This is a genomic window from Nocardia australiensis, from assembly GCF_020733705.1.
In the GTDB taxonomy this organism is placed as follows: domain Bacteria; phylum Actinomycetota; class Actinomycetes; order Mycobacteriales; family Mycobacteriaceae; genus Nocardia; species Nocardia australiensis.
The window spans coordinates 1,706,388-1,730,688 of the sequence record NZ_JAJFZM010000001.1 but is presented as its reverse complement, the minus strand read 5'-3'; the positions used below and the strand labels follow the sequence as shown (position 1 = coordinate 1,730,688).

Below are 24,301 nucleotides of genomic sequence, written 5' to 3'. Positions count from 1 at the left end.
GGCGGTTGAACCGTAATCTGTCATTCATGACCTCGGCCTTCGATGACATGGATCTACGCGACCTCGTCGGACTCCTCACCGCCGACGAGCAACGGGAAATACGCCCGGCGGTGCTACGTGTGCTCGCCCGCCACCCCTCCCAAGAGCTGCTCCGCCGCGAACTCGGCCTACGGATGACAAAGGTCTGAGGAACAAAGGTCTGAGACCCCCGGCGAAGCATTGAGAGCAGAAAGGCCGTCGCACCGGTTGAACACCGGTGCGACGGCCTTTCGTTATGTGTGGGGTCAGAACACCCGGAGCTGTCCCGGCGACCAGAGGCCCCAGCGATCGGTCGTGCCCGTCTCCAGATGCGCGGGCTTCGCCTTCGGGTCGTACTGGTCGTAGCGCTCCAGCGAGCCCCAGTCGCGCGCCCAATCGTTCTTCATATAGGTCGGGACGGTGACCGACTTCGCCAGCATCTGGGTGAAGCCGAGCGGGCCACCGAACTCCTCGGCCTGCCAAGTATTGGTGGAACTGACCGCCAGCGGACGATCCGGCAGGATGCGGTAGCCGGGCACCTCCGCGACACCGTTCTTGTGATCGAACGGACGCTGGCACGGGAATTGCAGCCCCACCGCCCAGTCCAGCAGCACCGGCTGATCGGAACCGATAAAGGTGTTGAGCGACTGCAACTTCGGCATCCGCGGCGGCGTGAAGGCCAGCCACTGGTCACCGATCAGGATCGGGTCATTGGCGACGATCCGCACCGCGTCCGCCTCCGGCGAGATCTGGTCGAGCGGGACGCGCAGATTCCGCCAGGACGGGAACGGGCCGATATCGCGCGGCAGGTAGGTGCCGAGCGGCTGGACGCTGCCGTCGGGCAGATGCTTGCCGTAGTCGACCGTCAACGACTGGCCGTACTTGACCGAACCGGTGTCGTCGACCGACAGAATGCGCCCGGCCGCGGAGATCACCACGAGCGGAGTGTCGTCCGAGCGAGCGGGCAACTGGTACCAACTCGAGGTCACATGCGCGGGCTGCTGCACGCCCTCCTGGTAGCTACCGAGAATCGGCGTCGTCGCCGGGTCCAGCCCGAACGGCAACGCCACCGTACTGCCGTTGACGCCACGCGCACCCTCACCGCCGCCGGTACCCGCGCTCTGGCCCTTCTCGAACGCCGCACCGACCGACTGGGTGGAGGTATTGCCGGTACCCGGCTTCACCTCGACGCTGTCGGCCGAGAGGTCCTTGGGCACCCCGTTCGGGTCGAAGCCGACCTGGTCGGCGCCCGCCAGCGGATCGTTGGGGTCCTTCGGCGGGTTGGCCGGGTCGATGATCGGCTGCAATGCGCCGCCGTTCGGATTCGGTTCCACCAGAATGTCATTGGCGAGCCCGCAGGTATTGCCGCCGACCGCGTCGAAATTCGACCTCGCCAGCGAGTAGGCCGGGTACTGGGTGTAAGCGCCCTTCACCAGCGAGAGCACCTCGATGGCCACCATCAACGCGGCGACAACGGTCAACGGAATCGCGGCGAACTTGCGAATCCGCTTGCCGCGCGCGGTCTTCGCCGACGGCTGCGGCTTGGTGTAGTCCTCACGCAGCGCGTACCAGCCGACCAGCGCGAGCGCCAGACCGAAGAGCACGAGCATCAGGGTGTTGGACTGGTAGCCGTGCAGCGAGATCCGCTTGTCGAACCACGGCACACCGAAGCTCGACACGTACCAGTAGCCATTGATGCCGGAGAACGCGATCGCCAGCACGAACAACAACCCGGCCAGGAAGATCGCCCTATTCTTCCGCGCCCGCAACGCGCTCGCCGAGACCGCAACCGCGGTGACCGCGGCCAATGAACCAGCGATACTCGCATACGCGCCGAAGTGGTGGGTCCACTTGGTCGGGTTGAACATCATGAAGAAGATGGTTCCGAAGACCACACCCATCAGCCGCCAGGTCGGGCCGCTGGCAATGCCGGGAACCCGCCTGCGCCGCAACAACACCAGCATGGTGGTGAACAAGCACAGCAGCATGATGAGGAACGCGAACCGGCGCGGGAGCGAGCCGTCCACAGTCTCGACGAATAGGTAGTAGTAGCGCAGATAGTCCTCGTACCATGCGAGGTTCGGGCCGGTCGCCTGACGCACCCGGTTGGCTTCCTGAATACCGGCGAAGGTCTGGTCGCTGTAGACCACGATCAACACCAGCAGGCCCGCCGCCGCGATGGGGGCGAGCAGTGGAAGCGCCGAACCCCACCGCCCGACGCCACGCGCGGTGAACTCACGGTGCCGTCGCACCACGATCCGGACCAGTGGCCGGATACCGGCCAGCAATGCCGCGATACACATCAATCCGGTCGGCGCCGCCGCCAAAGTGAACGCGGCGACCAAGACCGCGGTGGCGGCGGGCAGCAGTCGACCCGTCGCAATCGCACGCTCGATCGACACCCAGGTCAGCAGCGCACCCAGCGCGACGATCGGCTCCGATCGCAGACCGTTGTCGAACGGCATCCAGAACGCCAGGAAGACCAGGCCACCGGTCCACAGCGCCACCTTGCTATTGCGCACCCCGCGTCCCAGGCGTGGCACAACCTCGCGGCTGATGACCATCCAGCAGAGAATGGCGCAGGCCAAGGCGGGCAGGCGGACCCACGCGCTGGCAGTGGAAATCTCCGAGAACACCTGGATCACGTAGTAGTACCAGCCGAACGGCGCCTCGGGGACCCCGTACCAGCGGAAGTAGTTGGCCATATAGCCGGCATGCGGCGCGACCCGGACCATGCTCAGGATGTAGCCGTCATCGGAGGTGTTGGCGCCAACGAAATGCCACACCAGCAGGGTGCCGATGACCGCGCCGTCCGTCCAGGTCGGCTTCAGCCAGTTGGCGGGCAGGAACCGGCGGTGCCCGCGCCCATCGCTACCGTCGAGCCGAGCCAGCGCACCGAGCGCGATCAGCGTGCACAACACCGCGGCGATCATCGCGATCAGCTTGATCGCGGTCGGGGTCGACGAGAACCGGGTGTCGACTGTCATCTCGAACGACAGTCCATCCGGTACGGCGCCCTCCAGATCGGAGAAGACTCCGACAACCTGCGGCCGCAGATCGCCGCCCAACTGCCCCTGCACCGGCACGGATACCGGCTGCGCGGCTGCGCCACCACCCTCGGCGGGCTTCTCTACGGTCGTGGTGAGACCGGTGAACGCGGCCGTGGTCCGGTCGATATCGGAGCTGATCGTGATCGATGAACAATCACCCAGCTGCGAGCGTGGGGCCGACGCGACCACCGCATTACGGTCGATCACATCCACCGTGGTGTCCGACACCCGGACGAACAAAGCCTCAAGCGCCGCCCGATCGCCCTGCGACGGCGCGGTCGCGAGCAGCATGCCGCCCTGTTCGGGCAGCCGCGCGACCGCCGAGCACGGAATCGTCGCGTTCAGCTCGATCGGCACCTGCGATACCAGCGCCGCCTGCACACTGCCGAGCTGCCCGTCCTGCGGCCAGTTCAACACGGCGGTGGTCTGCGTGACGGGCAGGAACGGACTCGCCAGCGCGAATAGCGCCCCGAGTACCCCTGCGAACAGCGCGATCATTCGCGCGGTGCGGAAGTCATTCCGCGCGGCCGCCGGCACAGCAGGCGGTTTAGTCAAGACAGCAGTAGCGGCGTCGGGCACGGTTGGCAATGCTAGCGGTGTTCAATTTGCGACGCCTGCGGCGCGGCGTGTTCGCTGGGCTCGAAGGTGTGGAGTTCAGGGTTCGACGTTGGTTCGCGCGGGATTTGTGGGCGTGGCGAGGGGGCACGTCTGGGGGGCTGGGCGGATGATCTGGGGTGTTTCGGCGGGGGGCGAGGCTGTGAGCTGGGCAGTTCTTGCGGAAATCGACCCGAACTGCTGGGGGGTGGTGGGGGCAATGGAAAGGTAGGGGTATGACCAAGGTGAATCTCGAGACGAATTACGGGCAGATCGTGCTGGAGCTGGATGAGCAGAAGGCGCCGGGCACGGTCGCGAACTTCGTGGACTACGTGAATTCCGGCCACTACAGCGGCACCATCTTCCACCGCGTCATCCCGGGCTTCATGGTCCAGGGCGGTGGCTTCGCCCCGGGCATGCAGCAGAAGCCCACACAGCGTCCGATCCAGAACGAGGCCGATAACGGCCTGAAGAATGACAAGTACACCGTGGCGATGGCACGCACCAACGACCCGCACTCCGCCACCGCGCAGTTCTTCGTGAACGTGTCGGACAACGACTTCCTCAACCACTCCGCGAAGACCGCGCAGGGCTGGGGCTACACGGTGTTCGGCAAGGTTGTCGATGGCACCGACGTGGTCGACAAGATCGCCGCCGTCTCGACCGGTTCGAAGAGCGGGCACCAGGATGTGCCGCGCGACGATGTGATCATCGAGTCCGCGGCCATCGCCTGACCTGTTGTCACACAACGCGAATCGGGCCGCACCCGGCTGGGGTGCGGCCCGATCGCGTGCGAGCGCTCAGAGCGGAAGCAGATGATGCTTGCGCGGATTGCGCGAAAGCTTCTTGTCGCGCAATAGCTGTAGCGCCCGGCGAAGCTCCAGCCGGGTGGCCGACGGCTCGATGACCGCATCGATATAGCCGCGCTCGGCGGCCACCCACGGCGTCGCCATCGTCGCGTTATAGAAATCGATCATCTGCCGACGGACCGCCGCGCGCTGATCCTCCGGGGCCGCCGCGATTTGCTTGCGCCCGATCAGGCTGACCGCACTCTCCGCGCCCATCACCGCGATGCGCGCGGTCGGCCACGCCAAATTCACGTCCGCGCCAAGCTGTTTCGAACCCATCACCGCGTATCCGCCGCCGTAGGATTTGCGGATCACCACGGTCACCTTCGGCACAGTGGCCTCGACATAGGAGAACAGGAAGCGGCCACCGCGCTTGATGACGCCGATCTTTTCCTGCTCCACACCCGGCAGGAAACCAGGGGTATCCACGACAAATACCAGCGGAATTTCGAATGCGTCGCAGAGGCGCACGAAATGCGCGGCCTTATCCGATGCCCGCGCGTCCAACGCGCCCGCGTACACCATCGGCTGGTTGGCCAGCACTCCGACGCTGCGGCCGTCCACCCTGGCGAAGCCGGTGATGACATTGCGTCCCGCGGTCGCACCGACCTCATGGAAGTCACCGTCGTCGAAAATGCGCAACAGAATGTCGTGCATGTCGTAACCCGCATTGTCCGAGTCCGGGACAATCGAATTCAATTCCAGGTCGGTGTCGGTGATTTCGGGCTCCATACCCGGATTCACCACCGGCGCCAACTCCTGGCAGCTCGTCGGCAGGAAGCTCAGATACGCGCGCACCCATTCGAACGCGGCACCCTCATCTTTGGCGACATGATGGATATTGCCGTACTGCGCTTGGCTATTCGCGCCACCGAGTTCCTCGAGGCTGACATCCTCGCCGGTGACCTCCCGGATCACGCCGGGGCCGGTGACGAACATGTACGCCTCTTCGGTCGCCACCACCACATCGGTATTGATCGGGGCGTAAACCGCGCCACCCGCGCACTTGCCGAGAATCATCGAAACCTGCGGCACCATGCCCGACAGCGGTTCCTGGCGGCGACCGAGCTCGGCGTACCAGGCCAGCGACGTCACGGCCTCCTGCACGCGCGCGCCGCCGGAATCGTTGATGCCGACAACCGGGCACCCGACCTTCGCCGCGTATTCCATGATGTAGGCGACCTTGCGGCCGAACATTTCACCGACCGACCCGCCGTACACGGTCTGATCATGTGAGAACACCGCGACCGGCCGCCCCTCGACCAGGCCGTGCCCGGTGACCACGCCGTCGCCGTAGAGCGCCTCAGGATCACCTGGCTTACGAACCAGCGCACCGAGTTCCACGAATGTACCCGGATCGACCAGCATATTAATTCGATCGCGGGCGCTGGGGATTCCCTTCTTCGCCCGCTTGGCCACCCCCGCCGCACCCGCCGGTTCCTGCGCTAATTCGAGTCTTTTACGCAGGTCGGCTAGCTTCTCGGCCGTGGTGCTCACTTGGCGCCTTTCGTTTCCGCGATCGTGGCGAGTTTCGCGGTGAGGTCGGCTCCGATCTTGCCGATCCGCGGCTCGTCAACGATTTGCAGATGGTCACCCGGGATGTGGATGACCTCCAGGTTCGGCAGGTAGTCGTCCCAGCCACCGTTGGGCTGCCGTTCGGCGAATCGAGGCTCGAGCTCGATCATGCCGTCGTGATAGCGATCGGCGAGGTAGAGCACGACATCACCGTCGTAGTGCGACAGCTGAGTCTTGGCAAGGTGACGGCTCTCGACCCATGAGGTGCGCTGATGCTCGAGCACACCGCCGGGAATCTTGGTGCCGCTGATCTTGATGAGATCGCTGATCATCTTGAACTGCTCTTCATCCGAAGCCGCCGCCAGCGTTTCGAGCTGCTCACGATCGAGCTCCCCCTCGACGCCGTAGGTCTTCTTCGCGAACACCTGGTAGCGCTCGATGCGTCGCAGCCGCTCTTCGGGACTGTTGTCCTCACCCTCGGTCGGGATGGCCAGATCGATAAGCCCGACGATGCGAACGTCGGCGCCCTCGGCCCGCAGAAGCTGTGCGACCTGCAACGCGAATACCGCGCCGAGCGACCAGCCGTACAGCACGAACGGCCCGTCACCCTGGATCTTGCGCAGCTCCGGCACGTACTGGCGAGCGCGCTCCTCGATGTCGCCCTCGACCCGTTCGAAACCGAACATCGGGGTATCGCTCGGCAGCCGCTTCAACAGCGGCTCGTAGACGAGCGTGTTGCCACCCGACGGATGGAAAACGAAGACCGGCACGGCATTCGAGCCCTTGACGCGTGGCCGCAGCGGACGCACGAAACCGTCGACGTCCGCACCGCTATCCTGGAGCTCACGCACGATATCGGACAGCTGCTCAATGGTCTCGCAATCGAGCACATCATCAACGGTGACCTCGGCCTTGACCCGCTCCGTGAGTCGCGCCGCCAACTTCTCGGCGACCTCTTCCTCCAGAATCGGCAGCGTATTGAAAATGCCGCCCGCCGATTTACCGGTGATGACCGCCCAGGTGGCGTAGGTCAAGCGCTCGGCGGCGTCACGCGGGGGCACATCGTCCTCATCGGCCGAGGGCGCGGCACCCAACAGCGCGGCCGGAGCCGCCGCGGCGACGGCTTCGGCCGCACCGTCCTCTTTGTCCAGCGCGCGATCAGTCGCCGCATCTTTCGCGGCGACTGCGGCGGTCTGCCCGGGGGTGACCGGCGCGGTAACCGCAGCTGTGCCGGTGATCCCCTCAGCGGCCTCGGCTGCCGCGACGATGGCCTCGGCGTCCGCCTCGACCGACGTGTTCTCACCATCCAGCGCGGACTTCGAAACTCCGTCGACGCCAGCGGCTTTCGCGACCGCGTCGACCGGATCCGCACCGGACTCCAGCGCCGCGCGAGCGGCCGCCGCGAAGCCGCTGTCGATCGCCCCTTCTTCGCCGGCCGCCTGCTTATCGGCCATCTCTTGCACCTCTTCGCGGTGCTCGATGGCGTAGCGCAGCACCTTGGCCACTTCGTGCAGCGTGGCGTCGCGCACCGCCTGAATCTGCAATGGCGGGATATCGAATTCGAACTCGACCCGGTTCTTGATACGCATGGCCATCAGCGAGTCGAGACCGAGCTCCATCAGCGGGATCTCCATAGGCAGATCCTCGACCGCGTAACCCATCGACTCCGCGACGATCAAAGCCAGCCGCTGTTCGAGGGTCTGCGTACCCTCGGGATCCCAACGGTCCCCGAAGGTTTCGACGATCTCGATATCGGCGTCGCCGGTGGCGGGCACTGCGGTGGTCGGAACACTCTGCGCGATAACAGCTTCCGGAAGCGGCGCGCCCGAAGCGACAACAGCTTCGAACAGCAGTTGGAAAGCGCTACCGGCACGTGCGTGCACCTGCACCGAGGCGCCGCCGAGGTGCGGGGTCAGCGTGGTGGTGAGCGTTCCGGTTGCCGGCAACTCGGCGTGCGGAATGGACGCACCGAGCGACACGTCGCTGAGCACCTGCGCCGCAGCGGAATTCACCAGCGCGGCCAGATCGGTGACCGCCGTGGCCTGCACCTCCCAGACATGCCTGCCGTCGGGCAATGCGACATGCGCGCCGGGGACCCGGGCATTGCCGCTACCGGAGGCCATCCTGGCATTGGGCCAATGCTGCTTGCGCACGAACGCGGTACGCGGAATGTCGGCATACTCGCCTGTCGGCAGCAGCGACGGCAGGTCGACGCGATGCCCGTGCACGTACAGCTGAGCCAGCGCGGACACCACGCCGGCCGACTCGTCTTCCTTACGCTTGAGCGTCGGAATCAACTGCGCGTCGTGCACGCCGGCCGCGAAGGTAGTGCCCAGAACCTGCATCAGCGCAACGGAATTCGGCGCCAACTCCAGGAAGGTGGTGTGCCCGGTCTCCACCGCGAGGCGCACCGCGTTGGTGAAGTACACGCTGTGGCGCATGTTCTTCACCCAGTAGTCCTCGTTGTGCACCGGGTCGTGGCCCGCGCGGTAGAACTCTTCCTTGTCAACCGTCGAATACAGGCCGACCTTCAGCTTTGTCGGCTCGATGCCCGCGAGTTCCGCGGCCAGCTCGCCGAGCAGCGGATCCATCTGCGAGGTATGTCCCGCGCCACGGGTCTGCAACACGCGTGCGAACTTGCCCGCTTCCTCGACCTTCGCAACGATCGCCGCGACCTGGTCCTGGGGGCCACCGATCACCGTATTGGTCGGCGCCGCGTACACGGCGCATTCCACGTCCGGGTAGTCGACCAGCATCGCCTGGACATCTTCGGCGCTGAGCTCGACCAACGCCATATTGCGGACGTCGGCGTCGGTGATCATCGCCTCGCCCTCACCCATCAGACGCGAGCGGGCACAGATCACGCGCACCGCATCCTCGAGCGCCAGACCACCGGCGAAATAAGCCCCGGCGACCTCGCCCATCGAATGACCCACCAGCGCGGCGGGTTCGGCGCCGTGCGCGCGCAAGAGCGCGGCCAAACCGATCTGGATGGTGAAGATGCCGACCTGGGAGGTCCCGACGTCGTAGTCCTGGGCATCGTCGAGGATCATCTCGGTTATCGAATAGCCCGCCTCGTCCTGCACCAGCTCGTCGACCTCGTCGACGGCCTTGCGGAAGATCGAATTCTCCAGATAGAGCTGCTTACCCATCTTGCGATGCTGGGCGCCGAAACCGGCGAGCACCCAGACCGGGCCATTGGCGGCCGGGGCATCGGCGGTGAACACACCCGCGCCCGGTTTGCCCGCCGCGATGGCGCGCAGACCGGCGACCGCTTCCTCATGGGTTTTCGCCAAAACGACGCCACGCGAACGCTGATGGCTGCGCTTGGCCAGCGACCGAGCGACATTCTCCAGCGGAACCTCACGACCGGCATCGGATTCCAGCCAGTCGGCCAGGTCCGCGGCGGCGCGACGACGACGTGACGGCAGATAGGCGGACACGGCCAGAATCACCGGCAGCGGCTCGTCCCGGTCCGACCATTCGGCAACGGGCGCAGCGACTTCCACGGCTTCGGCGACCTCGAGGGACTCGAGATCCGCGAGGACCGCGGTAGCCTCGGCGATCTCGGCCGCGAACAGACCGGACGCACTGTCGGCGACCACGGCAGGCTCGGCAACCGCCGCGTCGGTGCCGAACTCCTGCTCGGCAGCGGACTCCGGCTCGGTGGCGGACTCCGGCATGGTGGCGAGGACCGGGGTTTCGCCGACAGCAGCCGAGGCAGGCACATACTCCTGCACCACGATGTGCGCATTGGTGCCGCCGAAACCGAATCCGGAGATACCGACGGTCGCGGTGCCGCTGTAGCGCGGGAATTCGGTCGGCTCGTCGACGACCTTCAGGTGCGCCTGATCGAACGGGATATACGGGCTGGGTCCCACGTAGTTGATGGTCGGCGGCAGCACATTGTGCTGGAACGCCATGATCACCTTGGCCAGGCTGGCCGCACCGGCGCCGGACTCGAGGTGACCGAAGTTGGTCTTGGCCGATCCGAGCAACGCGGGCTTGTCCGCGTCCCGGCCACGGCCGACCACCCGGCCGAGCGCGTCGGCCTCGATCGGGTCACCGATCGGGGTGCCGGTGCCGTGCGCCTCGATGTAGTCGACGCTCGACGGAGGGATGCCCGCATCACGGTAGGCGCGGCGCAATACGTCGGCCTGCGCGTCCGGATTCGGCGCCAGCAGGCCATTGGAGCGGCCGTCATTATTAACCGCGGAACCCTTGACCACCGCGTAGATTTTGTCGCCGTCGCGCTCGGCGTCGGCAAGACGCTTGAGCACCACCAAACCAGCGCCCTCGGAGCGGACCATGCCATCGGCATCGGACGAGAACGCCTTAATGTGACCGTTCTTCGCGACCGCACCGATCGAGTCGAAGCCGAGGGTGATCGCGGGTGCGAGCAACATGTTGACGCCACCGGCGAGAGCCAGATCGGCGTCACCGTCGCGCAGCGCGCGCACCGCCTGGTGCACGGCGACCAACGTGGAGGAACATGCGGTGTCGACGGCGACGGACGGACCCCGGAAGTCGTAGAAGTACGAGATCCGGTTTGCGATGATGCCGGAGGAACCACCGGTCAGCCCGTACGCGGCGGCCGAAGCAGGAGCTGTCGGATCGGACTCGCCGAGTCCGAGGGCCGCCAGCAGTTGGAAGTCATTCGTTGAGGTGCCGACAAAGACCCCGACCGACTCGCCCTTGAGCTCACTCGCGGGAATCCGGGCGTGCTCCAACGCTTCCCAGGTCAGCTCCATCATGAGCCGCTGCTGCGGATCGACCCGTTCGACCTCGATCGGCGACATCGCGAAGAACTCCGCGTCGAAGCCCTTGAGGACGTCCTGGTCGAGGTAGCCGCCAAGCGTATTGCCCTCGGCGACCTTCGCGGCCACCGCCGGGTCCGCGGTGAACTCTTCCCAGCGCCCGTCCGGCAGCTCCCGAATCGCGTCACCACGATTGATCAGGAACTCCCAGGTCGACTCCGGGGTATCGCCCGCACCCGGCAACCGGGTAGACAGACCGACGATCGCGATATCGTGCGCCTCGCCCGGCGTGAACCCGGCCGTATAGAACGAGTCGTCCGCGGATTCGGGCGGCAACTCCGGCTCGCCATTGATGACGACGTCGGCCAGCGACGCAATGGTCGGATGCTGATACACCACCGTCGCGTTCAAGCTCACGCCGGTGAGTTCCTCGATATCGCCGCCGAGCGCGATAGCGTCGCGCGAGGCCAGCCCGAACTCCTCCATCGGCCGGTCCACCGTGATGTTCTCCACCGGTTGACCGGTCGCGTCGGAGACCCAGCGCCGCAGCCACTCCCGCAGCTCCGCGACCGACATGTCAGTCGTCGCGGGCGTGGAGTTCGCCGCGTCCGGCTGAGTCTCCGACGCCTCGGCTAGCACGGTTTCGGTCATCTGGGTGGGCGTGCCCTCGTTGTCAGCCATCAATTCCTCAAGCTACCTGTCTGCGTACCGGGAGTGCCGCGAATTGACGCGGTGCTATGTCGAGCGACCTGCAAGCAGTCTCTAACGGATGCATGGGATGGGTCGGCGTCCCGAGCGTCGATGGTCGGCCCGCCGAATCACCCCTTGGAGCTATTCCTCTTCCGGTGCATCGGGGAAAGCCTGCTGGGTGTAACCGCCCCTGAGCGTTCCCTCCAAATAAGCAGTCCTGCAGGCGCGGCGCGCGATCTTGCCGCTGGAGGTGCGTGGGATGGAACCGGCGGGCACCAGCAGCACGTCACGCACGGTCACGCCGTGCCGCTGCGAAACGGCCGCACGGACCGCGTCGGCGATCGGCAGCGAATCGGCCTTACCCGCGCCTGGACCGCGTTCGCCCACGATCACCAGCTGCTCAGAGGCGTCATCGGCATCGAAACTCAGGCCCGAGTGGCTGCCCTGTTCGAAGACCTCCGCAGGCAGCTGGTTCGCGGGCACCGAGAAGGCGGCGACGAACCCGGGCCGCAGCGCCTTGGACGCCTCCTGCGCGGAGAACTCGAGATCCTGCGGGTAGTGGTTGCGCCCGTCGACGATCACGAGGTCCTTCACGCGCCCCGTGATGTACAGCTCGCCTTCGAAGTAGACGCCATAGTCGCCGGTACGCATCCAGTTCGAATCCGGGGCGGTGCCCTCGGCGTGACTGCCCTCGGCGAGACGATGGGCGACCTTGTTCTGGAAGGTCGCGGCCGTCTCGTCCGGACGACCCCAATAGCCGATGCCCATATTGTTGCCGTGCAACCAGATCTCGCCGACCTGGCCGTCGGCCAGTTCGTGCCCACCGCCGTCGGAGTCGATGGACTCCGGGTCGACAATGGTCGACCACTGCGACAGCGCAACGAAGCCGCAGGAGACCTGTGCGATAGCGTTCTCGGAACCCTGCTCGACCTTGACCATGCGTCCCGCGTTGAGCTCGACCCGATCGACATAGACGACCTTGGCCTCATCCTCGGCCTTGGTCGCGGACACGAACAGTGTCGCCTCGGCCATGCCGTAGCAGGGCTTGATCGCCGTCTTCGGCAGGCCATAGGGCGCGAACGCCTCGTTGAACTTCTTCATCGACGAGGTGGTGACCGGCTCACTGCCGTTGATCAGGCCGATGACGTTCGACAGATCCAGCGACTCGCCGTTCTTCGGCAGGCCACGTGCCGCGGCGTGCTCGAACGCGAAGTTCGGTGCGGCGGCGAAAGTTCCAGCACCGTCGGACTGCGCGGCCAGTTCCTTGATCCACCGGTATGGGCGCCGCACGAACGCACTCGGCGACATGATGGTGATGAACTTGCCGCCGACCGCGGGCAGGATCACCGTCAGCAGACCCATGTCGTGGAACAGCGGCAGCCAGGTGACGCCGCGCGAATTCCAGTCCAGGTTGATCGCATCGACCATCTGCAGCAGATTGGTGCCGACCGCCCGGTGGGTGATCTCCACACCGGCCGGGACGCGAGTGGAACCCGAGGTGTACTGCAGGTAGGCGATGTCGTCGATGGCGATATCCGGGCGCACCCAGGACTCGCCGACACTATCGGGGATCGCGTCCACCGCGATGATGCGCGGACGCTGCGCGGCGGGCAGCGCGCGGAAGAACTGCCGCACCCCCGCCGCTGAGGAGCTGGCGGTGAGGATGGCCGATGGCTCGCAGTCACCGAGCACTGCGTGCAGCCGATCGGTGTGGCCGGGCTCGTCGGGGTCGAACAGCGGCACCGAAATGGTGCCCGCGTAGATCGCGGCGAAGAAGGAAATCACATAGTCCAAGCCCTGTGGCGCCAGGATCGCGACCCGGTCGCCCGGATTCGTCACCTGCTGCAGTCGAGCGGCCACCGCGCGCAGCCGAATACCGAACTCACGCCAGGTCAGCTCCTGCGCCTCACCATCGCGCTCACGCGAGTAATCGATGTAGCGGTAGGCAAGGGTGTTCGCGTCGTTCCTGGTGTGCTTCTCGACGTGATCGACCAGGGTGTGATCCTCGGGAATACGGATGTTCCCGGTTTCATCCAGGTAGTCGTCGAAAGTCTCGTCCATTCCTTCTTCTCCTCCGAGGCACACGCAGCAAGACGGCGACTACGCCGCTGTTACCTGTGAGGCCCCGACTCGCTATCGCCCGCGGGTGCTCCATATACCAGAGCCAGCCTGCAGATTTCGTTTGCGGTCTGCGCGGTGACCGCTATCGGCTAGATGTTCTCAAACCAGAGTCATGTTACAGAGAAGCCGGGCTCACACATCCCTCAGCAGCGGAATAACGGGCGCGAAAGCGTCCATCTGGGTTGGGAACACGCCGACATAGGACATCGATGTGAGCTGGCGCACCCGGCGAATCTGCTCAGCGATCTCTTCGAACGTGCCGATGGCCACGTACGGCGATTCGAGGATCTCCTCGACGGTGAGCTTCACATCGACCTCGAGGTCGGGATGCAGCCCGCGGTCGATCGCCGAAAGGGCCATTTCCGCCGTCTTCTCCCGGTCATCGGTGACGACGATCGCGGTGATGGCCCAGTTCAGCTCGATATCGGCGAACCGGTCACCGGCCGCCTCACGAATCAGGTTCACCTTCTCGATGGTCTTCGCCATGGTGATACCCGAAAGCAGACCCTTGCCGTTCTTGGTGGTGACCGGAACGATCGAGATGATGTCGGCGTGCTTGGCCGCCAGACGCAGCATCTTCGGACCACCGCCGCCGGTGCAGATCGGCGGACGCGGACCCTGCCGAGGACGTGGAGTGCCCTTGATGCCGTTGACCTGATAATGCTTGCCAGCGAAGGTGCACTCCTGTCCGCGCAACAGCACGTCCAGGATGGTCAACGCCTCGTCCAGCTTCTCCAGCCGCACGCCCGGTGTCTCGTAGGGCAGGCCGGCAGCGGCGAATTCGTCTTGCTTCCAGCCCGCGCCGAGCCCGACCTCGAGACGCCCCTTCGACAGCACGTCGATGGTGGCGAGGTCCTTGGCCAGCACCACCGGGTGCCGGAAACCGTTGGCCAGCACGGATGTTCCCAGGCGGATCTTCTCGGTGGCCTGTGTCAGCGCACCCAGCGCGGCGATCGGACCGATCTGATCACCGAGATGGTCCGGCACGACAAATGTGTCGAAGCCGTACTCCTCGGCGGTCTGCGCCGTCTGGATGAACTTACGGGCACCGCCCTCCTGCTTGTTTCCCTCGCCCGCCGCCGCGAAGCGAAAGCTACGCAGCGGCGTACCCAGCGCGGTCAATTCACCAGCCGGTGCGGCGGCTTCTGTCATGAATTCATGCTCCTGGCTGTAAGGAATTTGCCTCCCGCGCGACCCGCCCACAGTGCTGCGGCACGAGCCGACGTCGCGCGATCATCAGCGCACTTTACAGCGTGCTCCAGTCCGATTGGCGAGCCTTCGCCGTGCAGACATGCACAGCTGCCTTGTGACCTGACATGACATAGCCGCTCACCTGGCCCGATGCTCAGGAATGGGCCGGGTGCGGTGCGCCATCGATCAGGCCGTTCGCCCAGTTGACGGTCCACTGGGTCGCAGTGGTTGCGTCACCATCCACCACAAAGCCGTTGTACAGGCTGTGCACCGGGTTGCCCGCCGCACGAACCAGTGTCAACGCGCTACCCACGATGTTCAGTGGATTCAACGCCTGACGTGGCGAATCGCAGATCAGATCGCCCGGCGCGCAAATGGTGTAAGTCCGGTCGGCCAGCGAGCCGAAACCACCCGGTCGCGCTCCGGTCATCGAAATACCCGGCACGTTCACCCCCTGCAACGCGACCTCCGCACCAACACCCGGTGGCGGCGGATTCCCGATCTGAATGGCCTGCCCAGGGCCGGTGTCACCGGTACGCCTGCCATCAGCGATCAACATCACGCCGAGCACCTGATCAGCGGGCACCGGGCCCTTGCCCGCCGCGATCTGCGCGGCGATATCGCCCGCGATCACCGCGCCCTGCGAAAAGCCCGCAATCACATAGGTGGTCAGCGGACATTCGCGATACCGATTCACCATCGCGTCGACCATCCGCTGCGTGCCCTCGGAACGGCTGTTGTTGTACGACTCCTGCCCATCCGGCGGAATCGCGATCGGATTGGAGAACTGCGCGACGTACGGGACGGTATACACATCGAGCCGGTCCGGCGAGAACTGCTCGGCCACCGGTCGAGAGATATTGAGCATCAACGAGATCGGATTGGCCGCCGGATTGTGCGGATCATCATTACTGCTGGACTCCCACGTACCGGGCACCGAGATCATCTGCACATCCGGGCACTCGGCCGGCTGCGAGGTCGGCCGCTCCGGCGGCTTCGGTGGCACCCCGGGTGGACGCACCCGACCCGCGAGCAAGTACCACAACAACACCACGACAACGACGATCAACGCGACAACCGCGAGGAACATCAAACATCCCGCCGGTCGCAACCGGCGAGATGACGAGCCTCGACGCGCGCTCACTGGCAGTACGTCTGCTTAGCCGTATCCAAGTAGATCTTCCCGGCCTTCTCGACCGGCATCTTGGCCGGATCGAAGGACGGATCAGAACCGGCCATCGCATTGACAAAGGTCGTCAGATCCTGCTCGGAAGCACCAGCCGCCACACCCTGGCAAACATAACTACCGATGCTCAGCGCGATATCCGGGCTGGATGTACTGATGCCCTGCGTCTTCAGCGCGTCGAGGAACTTTTTGTCCTTATCGGTGAGGTTGGATTCATCCGCGGGCGGCCCGGCATCGGTCGGCACCGGCTGCGGACGCTCGGGCTCCGCTTCCGGCGAAGTCTGCTGGGTCGACTCGGGAGCAGGAGCCTGCCCGCCGGTCTCATTAGCGCTACTCGACGCGGCGGGCGCCTGCGTTGCCGTCGTGGTGTGGCTCAACGTCGGCGTGCTCGATGCTGTCGAATCATTGCCACCACAGGCAGCAAGCAATCCGGTGGCGGCGATCGCCACAGCCACGCCGAGTACCTTGCCACGGGTCCGATGCATGAATTCGTGTCCTCGATCTGTCACAGAAGGGGTCGGGTCGCATCCAGGCTAGCTGTGTTGGTTTGGCGGCGCTTGCGGCGCTCTGTGTTCACGGGGGTCAAGGGGGGCACACACGACCCATAGGTACGGCAAAGGCACGGCAGGGGGACGCATGAGAGCCGGGGTTGGGGCGTGCTGGGTTTTTGGCCGCTGGCGCGGCGTGTTCGCGGCCCCTTTGGCTCGCGTCCGAGGGGCAAATACTTGCTCCTTCGTCGCGTCGTATTTGCCCCTCGGACGCGAGCCGGCCGCGAACTTTAGTGCTCGATCTCGCTGCGCTCGAAAACTGTTGTCGTGGCGAGTGGGTGCGTAAGTGGGCTCGTGCGGCACCGACCGTTTCTGTACACAGATAGGTGCCGTGGTTTGGCAGTTGAGGGGCTCGATCTCGCCGCGCTCGAAAACTGGTGTCATGACGAATGGACGCGTAGGTAGGCTCGCGCGGCACCGACTGCTACTGAACACAGATAGGTGCCGCGCTTTAGCAGTTGAGGGGCTCGATCTCGCCGCGCTCGAAAACTGGTGTCATGGCGAATAGGCGCGTGGGTGGGCTCGTGCGGCACTGGCCGATTCTGTACCTAGTTGGGGGCTGTGGTTGGCGGTGATGGGTGCTCGCTGTGCTGTTCGGGTTCACTGACCTAGCACTGGTCAGAGGCCGTGAATTTCGGGTTTGCCGTCTCGGATGACGATGAATCCGGTTTGGAAGTTTTGCTGGGTGCCGCCGGGGACCGGGAACTCGTCGCTGATGGGGTAGCCGAGTTTGCCGTTTTCGTAGCCTGCGTCTTTCCAGGCGTCCATGATCGGGCCGGTGCGGACGGCCCACGCGCCCGATAGTGGGCTCCAGTAGATGTTGCCGCCTTCGAATGCGCTGACCCGGCCCAGGTCTTTGAGCGGCACTTCCTCGGCGGTCGGGAAGCTGAGCGCGCTGTTCTCATAGCCCATCTGCGCGTACTTGCCCAGGATCAGACCCTGCACGCGGTGCACGCCGGTCTTGTGGCTGTAGTAGAACGGGCCGTTCTCGAACGCCTGCACCGCGCCGTCCCGGTTCGGTGTCTTGACCTCGGGTGCGACCGGATAGCCCGCTAGGCCGCCCTCGAAGCCCTGCTTGCCCCATTCGTCGAGGATCGCGCCACGCACCACCTGGGCGCCGGTTTGCGGGGTCCAGTAGAGCGAGCCGTTCTGGAATGCCTGGAATCGGCCGCGCCCGTCGGGCAGGACGCGCTCATCACCGGTCGGCAGGCCGAGCGAGCCGAGCGCGGCCTGGTAGCCACCGGCGATCACGCCGCCCAACGGGTGCGCGCCAGTCGCCTGCGAGTAGAACACCCGGCCGGAACGGAAGTCCTGGGCGATACCGCCGTGCACCGGGTATTCGGCGGTGACGCATTCGCCGAGCCAGCCGTTGGCGGCGGCCACTGCCGCGATCGCGCCACCCGCCTGGCAGGGCGCGTTGCCCGGGTCCACTCCGAGTGCGGCGGCGGCCTGCGGCCAGGACTGCCGCATCTCGAAATCCCAGTACGGCCACGAATGGGTGCCGGAGGCGCGGTAATTCACCTGCGCCGGAATGGTCAGCTCGCCGAGCTTGGTGACGAAGTTCTGTGAGGTCAAACGGGACAGGATCTCCAGACCCATGCCCGCCAGGTTGGTGCTCACCCCGGGAATGCCGGCGGCGGCCTGATCGAATGGACCGGTCGAGCCGCTGCCGCTGGAAATGTAGAGGCTGATGCCCTTCAGCTTGTCAGCCAGCACATAGGGGTCGTGATTCTCCCATTCCGGACTCGTCGGCGGCCCCCACATCGCGGCCGAATCGAACCCGCCCGCATCGCGCATGGCGAACTGGATCGCCTGCGGCATACCGAGTGTGGTTGTTGTGAGGAAGCCCGAATACGACGCGGCGTACTTCAGGAAGCTCGGATTCCGCGCGGCCAGGAACATGGCGGCGGTGCCGCCCATCGAAAGTCCTTCCATGCCACGGATATCCGCGCCTCGCCATTGACTCTCGAGCAGCGGCGGAAGTTCCTTGGTCAGGAAGGTTTCCCATTTGTAGTTGTGGCCGTTGTTCGGCTCCACCCAGTCGGAGTAGAAGCTGGACTGTCCGCCGATCGGCAGCACTACGGTCACGTTTTTGTCGGCGTAGAAGTCTGCCGCGCCCGCGTCCTTGGTCCAGCCGCTCTCGTCATCGGTGGCACGCAGGCCGTCGAGCATGAACAGCAGCGGGAACTTGGCGTCCGGGCGGATATTCCAATCCCTGGCCAGCAGTAGCTGCACCTGTATCGGCGCACCCATCGACGGCGAGTTGACCCACAGGGCGACCCGGCGGTCACTGAACCACACCACCTTCTGCACCGTCACATCAGCCGGTGCGGCGGCGGCCTGGTCGGCGGGCGGCTGCGCGGTGGCGGGCGGAGCGACGGTGGTCAGACCGGATGCCAGCGGCAGCACCATAGCGGTGGCGAGCAGCGTCGAACGCCAGCGAGCCCGGCGGGCACGTTGCCGCCGGCCTGTTACCCCTCCGCCCCGCGAAATCCCTGCCACAAGAGCTTTCTACCCCCGTTCAGGCGGTGTTTCGTGGAGGACGCGCGGGTAGCGCTCATCCAAAACAAACGACGCCGTCTGTTTCCGATTCGGAAGCAGACGGCGTCGCCGTAGATCTAGCGGTTAATTCACCAGCCGCCGGTGGCGTCCAGGATCCCGTTGCGGGACTTGAACAGCTCGCCCTCCCAGTACTTCCACGAGTGGGTGCCCGTGGCGGGGAAGTCGAACTGGGCCGGGATCTTCAGCGTGCTGAGGCGAGCCTGGAACGCGCGGGTGTTCACCAGCGACAGCGCCTCGAGCGCCATGGCGTTACCGGTGTTGAATACGCCGACCGCCGAGTTCGGCCGGTCGAACTGCCCCGGCAGACCGCTGGCGGCCGAGATGTACATCGGCAGGCCCTTGAGCTGCGGCGCGAAGACGAACGGGTCCATGCGCAGCCACTGCGGGCTCCACGGCGCCGCCATCGAGTCGACATTGAAGCGACCGGCGTCCAGCATCGCGACGCGGATCGCCTCGCGCATGCCCGGCGCGGAGATGTTCAGGTAGCCGGAGTAGGACGCGGCGTACTTGAACTGGTCGCGGTGGTAGGCGGCCAGCGCCAGCGCGGCGCTGCCGCCCATCGAGAGGCCGGCGATCGCGTTGTTGGTACGGGAGACGCCGTAGTTGGCGAGGAAGTCCGGAAGTTCCTTGGTGAGGAAGGTTTCCCACTTGTAGGTGGTCTTCTGACCGTTGGTGTTGCTCGGCGCGTACCAGTCGGCGTAAAAGCTCGACTGGCCGCCGACCGGCATCACCAGGGTGATGTTGTCGTTGCCGAACTGCTGCAGGGCGTTGGTCTCGAACGACCACGCATTGCGGTCGTCACGAGCCCGCAGGCCGTCGAGCAGGTACAGCGCCGCGTCACCGCCGCGGGCCGCCCACTGCACCTGGACCTTGATCGGGCCCATCGCGGAGGGAACCATCAGGTCCTCGGTGCCGCCCGCGGGCGTGCGCAAGACGGGGCTGTGCGCTGGCGTCGCCATGGCGACGGACGGGGCAACCACCCCGGCGGCGATCGGTAGCGCTAGAACAGCGGCACCGACAGCCAGAATTCGATTACGCCAACCGCGAGGGGTGACTCGCCGTCCCGTGCTTCTCTTCGGGCCGGCCGCCCTGCCGAAACGCATGAATCCTGCTCTCTTTCTGCTGTTGTGGTGCCGCCCGTGACCCAGGGGGCCGGGCAGCACCCGTGCTGCGGACGAGACGCGCGTCACATTTGAACCGAACCCCGAAATTCCGGCCCAAAAGACGGCGCTACAACGATGTGGTCACACTTGCGCTCGCTGGACGATATTCGACGCCCGAAGCCTAAGCAAGGCCGAGGCAACCGAGTGACCGAAATCCGCCCGTACACAACCTGTGATCGTTCGGTGACCCTATCGCGTTCGTTCGGAAATGTCGTCCCGGAGCCTGATTTTCAGCCCAAATCGGCGCTGAGATCGGGAGCATGTTGAAAACCTGATCTTGCCAGTACGGCTAGTTGCGCACGCCGACCGGTGGGTAGTCGAACACCACATTGCTCGGACCGGGTGAATCCAGCCTGAGCTGGAAGGCCCGGGTATTGGCCAGCGCAATCGTCTCTAAGGCCATCGCATTACCCAGGCAAAAGGCGTCGATCGGGTTGTTGATCGCGTCGCGTGGACCGTTGCGACCATTGCCGACGGCGATCCACATCCGCGTTCCGTTCTCGCGCAACAGTGGTGCGAACACGAATGGATCGTTGCGCAACCAGCGCGGATCCCAGGGCGGTCCCCACCTCGCATCGATGTTGAATCCACCCGCGTCGAGCAGCGCCGGCCGCAACACCTCCTTCATGCCGGGCGCCCGATATGTTCAGGTAGCCCGAATACGAACCGGCATACCGGAATTGGTCCGGTCGGTAGGCAGCCAACGCGAGCGCGGCGCTGCTACCCATGGACAACCGAACACACCGTTGCCGTTCGGATTGAAACCGAGCCCGTCACGCATCGCCCAGGGCAGGTTGTCAGTGAGGAAGATCTCCCACGGGTAAGGGCTCTGCTGGCCGTTGGTATTACTCGGGGCGTTCCAGTCCGAATAGAAACTCGACTGTCCGCCGACCGGCATCGCCACATTGATGTTCCACTGCGGCAGCACGCGGGAGATATCGGTGTCGATTTCCCAGCCGCTGAGATCATTGCGGGCACGCAAGCCATCGAGGGCATATACGACGCGTCTGGTGTTGCCATCGGCGGCACCGAAGATGCGAGTCTTGATCGGCCCATCCCGGAATCGACCCAGAAGTCGAATCCGGCCGGGTCGTAGACCGCCGAGGCGGGCGCACCGTGATCGGTCCCCGCGACCCCGTACCGGCACCACCAACGCAACCGCGATACCGGCCACCGAACGCCGCGGCCACCGAACGCGATCACGTGACCGCTGCGTGTTCTCGCGGTCGCGATGCTTTCCGGAGCGTTGTTCGGCAACTGTCTCGCATACCCAGCCTGACCGCATCGACTCGACCTTTCGCCCATGCGATCACTGTTGACCGCAAACGCGCTGCATGACGATCGACAATCGGCACCGCCGACGCCACATCCCCGGAAAGCCTGGACGAGGCTGCACTTCTATCGGTAAAAGCTCGAAACAGACCCTCCGGAAACGCACCGCGAGATCGGATCGTGACGAAATCGGAGATTCGCCGAAATAGCGAGCCGCCGGTGGCGATATCACACCACTCATAGCGAAATTCTTCCGCCAGACAGCAGCCAGCAAACGATATGGACATAGGCAGCAAACCGGGCGAACACACACAAACCGCCCGATACCACAATGGCACCGGGCGGTTTGTTTCTACTGTTCTAGCCGATATTGGCGGACAAATCCGGAATCATCCGGTTCGCCTCGTCGGTCCAGGTGTTCCAAGCGTGGATACCGAACTCGGGGAAGTCGTAGACCGCGTTGCCGCCGCCGAGCGTGGCCATCCGAACCTGGAAGGCACGGGTGTTCGCTAATGCAAGCGCCTCGAGACTCATGCCGTTGAGTGTGTTGAATGTAGGGGCGTCGCTGGCGTTCGGCCGTCCGCTGCCTGCGGCGATCCACAGCCGGGTGCCGTTGTTGACCAGATTGGGCGCGAAGACGAACGGGTCCATCCGCAGCCACTGCGGGCCCCACGGCGGTGCCATCGAATCCACGTTGTAGCCGCCCGCGTCCATCATGGCTACTCGAATCGCCTCACGCATGCCGGGCGCGGAGATGTTCAGGTAACCGGAGTACGCGCCGGCGAAGCTGAACTGGTCAGGGTGGTAGGCGGCCAGGGTGAGTGCCGCGCTGCCGCCCATGGACAGGCCGAACACACCGTTGCGGTTCGGGTTGAAACCCAATCGGTCGCGCAGGGCCCCGCGCAGGTCGTTGGTCAGAAACGTCTCCCACTGGTACCGGTAGCTCTTGCCGGGACCGCCGGTCAGCGCATTGAGCGCGCCCGACCCGGAGCTCGAGCCCGTTCCGGCGGGAATCCCGGCGAACTCACTCGGGGCGTTCCAGTCGGCGTAGAAGCTCGACATGCCACCAACGGGCATGACCACGTTGATGTTCCGGCTCGCCAGTGTTTCGGCGACGTTGGTTTCGATCTCCCAGCCGTTCAGGTTCTCCGGCGCCCGCATACCGTCGAGGGCATAGACCACGCGATTGGTGTTGCCGTCCGCCGCACGCAGGACTCGTGTCTTGATCGGCCCCATACCGGAGTCGACCCAGAAGTCGAACGCAGCCGGGTTGAACGCTGCGGATGCGGTCGCGGCACTGCCCGCGACCGAGACGCCAAGAGGTAACAGCAGCGACAGCGCGGCCCCCAATGCCCACTTGTGCACCCAGAATCCGGACGTTGCAGAGCTACCGGGCCTACGCTTCCAGCGCGAACTTCGCATTCGACTCGACCTTTCGTTCGGACAGCCAGTCAGCAAATATTAAGCAATCGCCACTGACCCCTCATCGGGCACCCCGGCAGGACCTCCATCGGAATCGGACGTTTCCACCTGTGTGCATGTTATTCGCGTATCAATCACCAACGAATGCCTCCATGTTGCTGGAAAGTGATCCGCACCACAAGATATGAAGCCTCGTCGCATCACATTCGTTGCCGACGACCACGACGGACGGGAAACAAAAAGAACCGCCCAGCGCGCGCTGCGCTGGACGGTCCGAAGTTGCCCGACTTTCGCCGTGGACGTGACTAACCGATGTTGGCGGACAGGTCCGGGATCATTCGGTAGACCTCGGATTCCCAGTTGCGCCAGTTGTGGATGCCGACGGACGGGAAGCTGTAGGTCGCGTTGTCCGCGCCGAGCGACATCATGCGGACCTGGAAGGCCCTGGTGTTGATGAGCGCCAGCGCCTCGAGCGGCACGCCCTGGACGACGTCGAGCGGCGATGTCGCGTCGGCCGGCCCTGGCAGGGCGCTACCGGCGGCGATCCACAGCTTGGTGTTGTTGGAGATCAGTCGCGGCGCGAAGACGAACGGGTCCATGCGCAGCCACTGCGGGCCCCACGGCGGTGCCATCGCATCGATGTTGTAACCGCCCGCGCTGATCATGGCGACGCGCAGTGCCTCACGCATACCGGGCGCGGAGATATTCAGATAGCCGGAATAGGAACCGGCATAGGAGAACTGGTCCGGATGATAGGCGGCCAGGGTGAGTGCCGCGCTACCGCCCATGGACAGGCCGAACACGCCGTTGCGGTTCGGGTTGAAGCCGAGCCGTTCATGCAGCGCCGAGCGCAAATTGTCGGTGAGGAAGGTTTCCCACTTGTAGGTGTTGTTCTTGCCGAGCGTTTCCGACCAGCCCGAGGAGCCGGTCATCGCGGAGCCGGAGGAAGAACCGTTGGCCGCGCCTGCCGAGCCGGTGCTCAGCCCGAGGAAGTTACCGGGCGCGTTCCAGTCGGCGTAGAAGCTGGACGGGCCACCCACCGGCATAACGACATTGATGTTCCACTTGGTGAGCTCGCGGGCGACCTCGGTCTCCGCCTCCCAGCCGCTGATATCACTGCGGGCCCGCATACCGTCGAGCGCGTACACCACGCGTCCGGTGTTGCCGTCCGCCGCGCGGAAGATCCGCGACTTGATCGGCCCCATCGATGAGTCGACCCAGAAATCGAATCCGTCCGGGTTGAACGCGGCCGACGCCGTGGCGGCAGGTCCTGCCACCGACGCCCCGAGCGGTAGCAAAATAGCCAACGACATCAGCACCGACCGCTTGAACCACGAACCGGATCCCCGGATTCTCAGTCGTCG

The 24,301-nt window shown here is 65.1% G+C and carries 13 protein-coding genes and 1 pseudogene; 2 read left to right on the top strand and 12 right to left on the bottom strand.

Going from position 1 to position 24,301, the window contains the following annotated elements:
* Positions 1–26: 26 nt before the first annotated feature.
* Entirely contained in the window at positions 27–188 is a 162-nt protein-coding gene (locus LKE06_RS07770) for a hypothetical protein (protein ID WP_227997941.1), read from the top strand.
* Between the two features lie 96 nt (positions 189–284).
* Here the strand turns inward: LKE06_RS07770 and LKE06_RS07765 are convergent, their stop codons facing one another.
* The gene (locus LKE06_RS07765; RefSeq protein ID WP_227997940.1) at positions 285–3,647 is read right to left on the bottom strand and encodes an arabinosyltransferase domain-containing protein; all 3,363 of its coding nucleotides are present in this window, start codon (positions 3,645–3,647) and stop codon (positions 285–287) included.
* Positions 3,648–3,898: 251 nt separating this feature from the next.
* On the opposite strand from LKE06_RS07765, the gene LKE06_RS07760 reads away from it, so the two are divergent.
* Positions 3,899–4,396, top strand: coding sequence for a peptidylprolyl isomerase (locus LKE06_RS07760; protein WP_227997939.1), 498 nt, complete (start codon positions 3,899–3,901; stop codon positions 4,394–4,396).
* 66 nt (positions 4,397–4,462) lie between these two features.
* On the opposite strand, the gene LKE06_RS07755 is transcribed toward LKE06_RS07760, so the two are convergent.
* The 11 genes and pseudogenes from LKE06_RS07755 to LKE06_RS07705 form a co-directional block, all read right to left on the bottom strand.
* Entirely contained in the window at positions 4,463–6,007 is a 1,545-nt protein-coding gene (locus LKE06_RS07755; protein ID WP_227997938.1) for an acyl-CoA carboxylase subunit beta, read from the bottom strand.
* Positions 6,004–11,463, bottom strand: coding sequence for a polyketide synthase Pks13 (gene pks13, locus LKE06_RS07750; protein ID WP_227997937.1), 5,460 nt, complete (start codon positions 11,461–11,463; stop codon positions 6,004–6,006). The genes LKE06_RS07755 and pks13 overlap by 4 nt, the downstream gene beginning before the upstream one ends.
* A 150-nt stretch (positions 11,464–11,613) precedes the next feature.
* The gene (gene fadD32, locus LKE06_RS07745; RefSeq protein WP_227997936.1) at positions 11,614–13,533 is read right to left on the bottom strand and encodes a long-chain-fatty-acid--AMP ligase FadD32; all 1,920 of its coding nucleotides are present in this window, start codon (positions 13,531–13,533) and stop codon (positions 11,614–11,616) included.
* A 192-nt stretch (positions 13,534–13,725) separates the two neighbouring features.
* Positions 13,726–14,745: an LLM class F420-dependent oxidoreductase gene (locus LKE06_RS07740; protein WP_227997935.1), complete on the bottom strand. Its 1,020-nt coding sequence runs from the start codon at positions 14,743–14,745 to the stop codon at positions 13,726–13,728.
* Positions 14,746–14,938: 193 nt separating this feature from the next.
* Complete coding sequence (locus LKE06_RS07735; protein ID WP_227997934.1) at positions 14,939–15,874, bottom strand: cutinase family protein; 936 nt, start codon at positions 15,872–15,874, stop codon at positions 14,939–14,941.
* A 50-nt stretch (positions 15,875–15,924) separates the two neighbouring features.
* The gene (locus LKE06_RS07730; protein WP_227997933.1) at positions 15,925–16,455 is read right to left on the bottom strand and encodes a DUF732 domain-containing protein; all 531 of its coding nucleotides are present in this window, start codon (positions 16,453–16,455) and stop codon (positions 15,925–15,927) included.
* 681 nt (positions 16,456–17,136) lie between these two features.
* Positions 17,137–18,930 carry an alpha/beta hydrolase-fold protein gene (locus LKE06_RS07725; RefSeq protein ID WP_227999325.1) on the bottom strand — a complete coding sequence of 598 codons (1,794 nt, stop codon included), beginning with the start codon at positions 18,928–18,930 and terminating at the stop codon, positions 17,137–17,139.
* Between the two features lie 218 nt (positions 18,931–19,148).
* Entirely contained in the window at positions 19,149–20,183 is a 1,035-nt protein-coding gene (locus LKE06_RS07720; RefSeq protein WP_227997932.1) for an alpha/beta hydrolase, read from the bottom strand.
* Between the two features lie 467 nt (positions 20,184–20,650).
* Positions 20,651–21,528: pseudogene (locus tag LKE06_RS07715) on the bottom strand (alpha/beta hydrolase-fold protein).
* Positions 21,529–21,875: 347 nt separating this feature from the next.
* A complete protein-coding gene (locus LKE06_RS07710; RefSeq protein WP_227997931.1) occupies positions 21,876–22,937 on the bottom strand; it encodes an alpha/beta hydrolase in 1,062 nt (353 codons plus the stop codon).
* Between the two features lie 305 nt (positions 22,938–23,242).
* Positions 23,243–24,250, bottom strand: a complete 1,008-nt coding sequence (locus LKE06_RS07705) for an alpha/beta hydrolase (protein ID WP_227997930.1) — start codon at positions 24,248–24,250, stop codon at positions 23,243–23,245.
* Positions 24,251–24,301: the final 51 nt, after the last annotated feature.

Excerpts from the sequence above, each read along its gene's own strand:
- LKE06_RS07720 (WP_227997932.1), bottom strand. The coding sequence starts at position 20,183 with ATGCGTTTCGGCAGGGCGGCCGGCCCGAAGAGAAGCACGGGACGGCGA.
- LKE06_RS07730 (WP_227997933.1), bottom strand. The coding sequence starts at position 16,455 with ATGCATCGGACCCGTGGCAAGGTACTCGGCGTGGCTGTGGCGATCGCC.
- LKE06_RS07740 (WP_227997935.1), bottom strand. The coding sequence starts at position 14,745 with ATGACAGAAGCCGCCGCACCGGCTGGTGAATTGACCGCGCTGGGTACG.
- LKE06_RS07725 (WP_227999325.1), bottom strand. The coding sequence starts at position 18,930 with ATGGTGCTGCCGCTGGCATCCGGTCTGACCACCGTCGCTCCGCCCGCC.
- fadD32 (WP_227997936.1), bottom strand. The coding sequence starts at position 13,533 with ATGGACGAGACTTTCGACGACTACCTGGATGAAACCGGGAACATCCGT.
- LKE06_RS07710 (WP_227997931.1), bottom strand. The coding sequence starts at position 22,937 with ATGCGAAGTTCGCGCTGGAAGCGTAGGCCCGGTAGCTCTGCAACGTCC.
- LKE06_RS07760 (WP_227997939.1), top strand. The coding sequence starts at position 3,899 with ATGACCAAGGTGAATCTCGAGACGAATTACGGGCAGATCGTGCTGGAG.
- pks13 (WP_227997937.1), bottom strand. The coding sequence starts at position 11,463 with ATGGCTGACAACGAGGGCACGCCCACCCAGATGACCGAAACCGTGCTA.
- LKE06_RS07770 (WP_227997941.1), top strand. The coding sequence starts at position 27 with ATGACCTCGGCCTTCGATGACATGGATCTACGCGACCTCGTCGGACTC.
- LKE06_RS07735 (WP_227997934.1), bottom strand. The coding sequence starts at position 15,874 with ATGTTCCTCGCGGTTGTCGCGTTGATCGTCGTTGTCGTGGTGTTGTTG.
- LKE06_RS07705 (WP_227997930.1), bottom strand. The coding sequence starts at position 24,250 with ATGTCGTTGGCTATTTTGCTACCGCTCGGGGCGTCGGTGGCAGGACCT.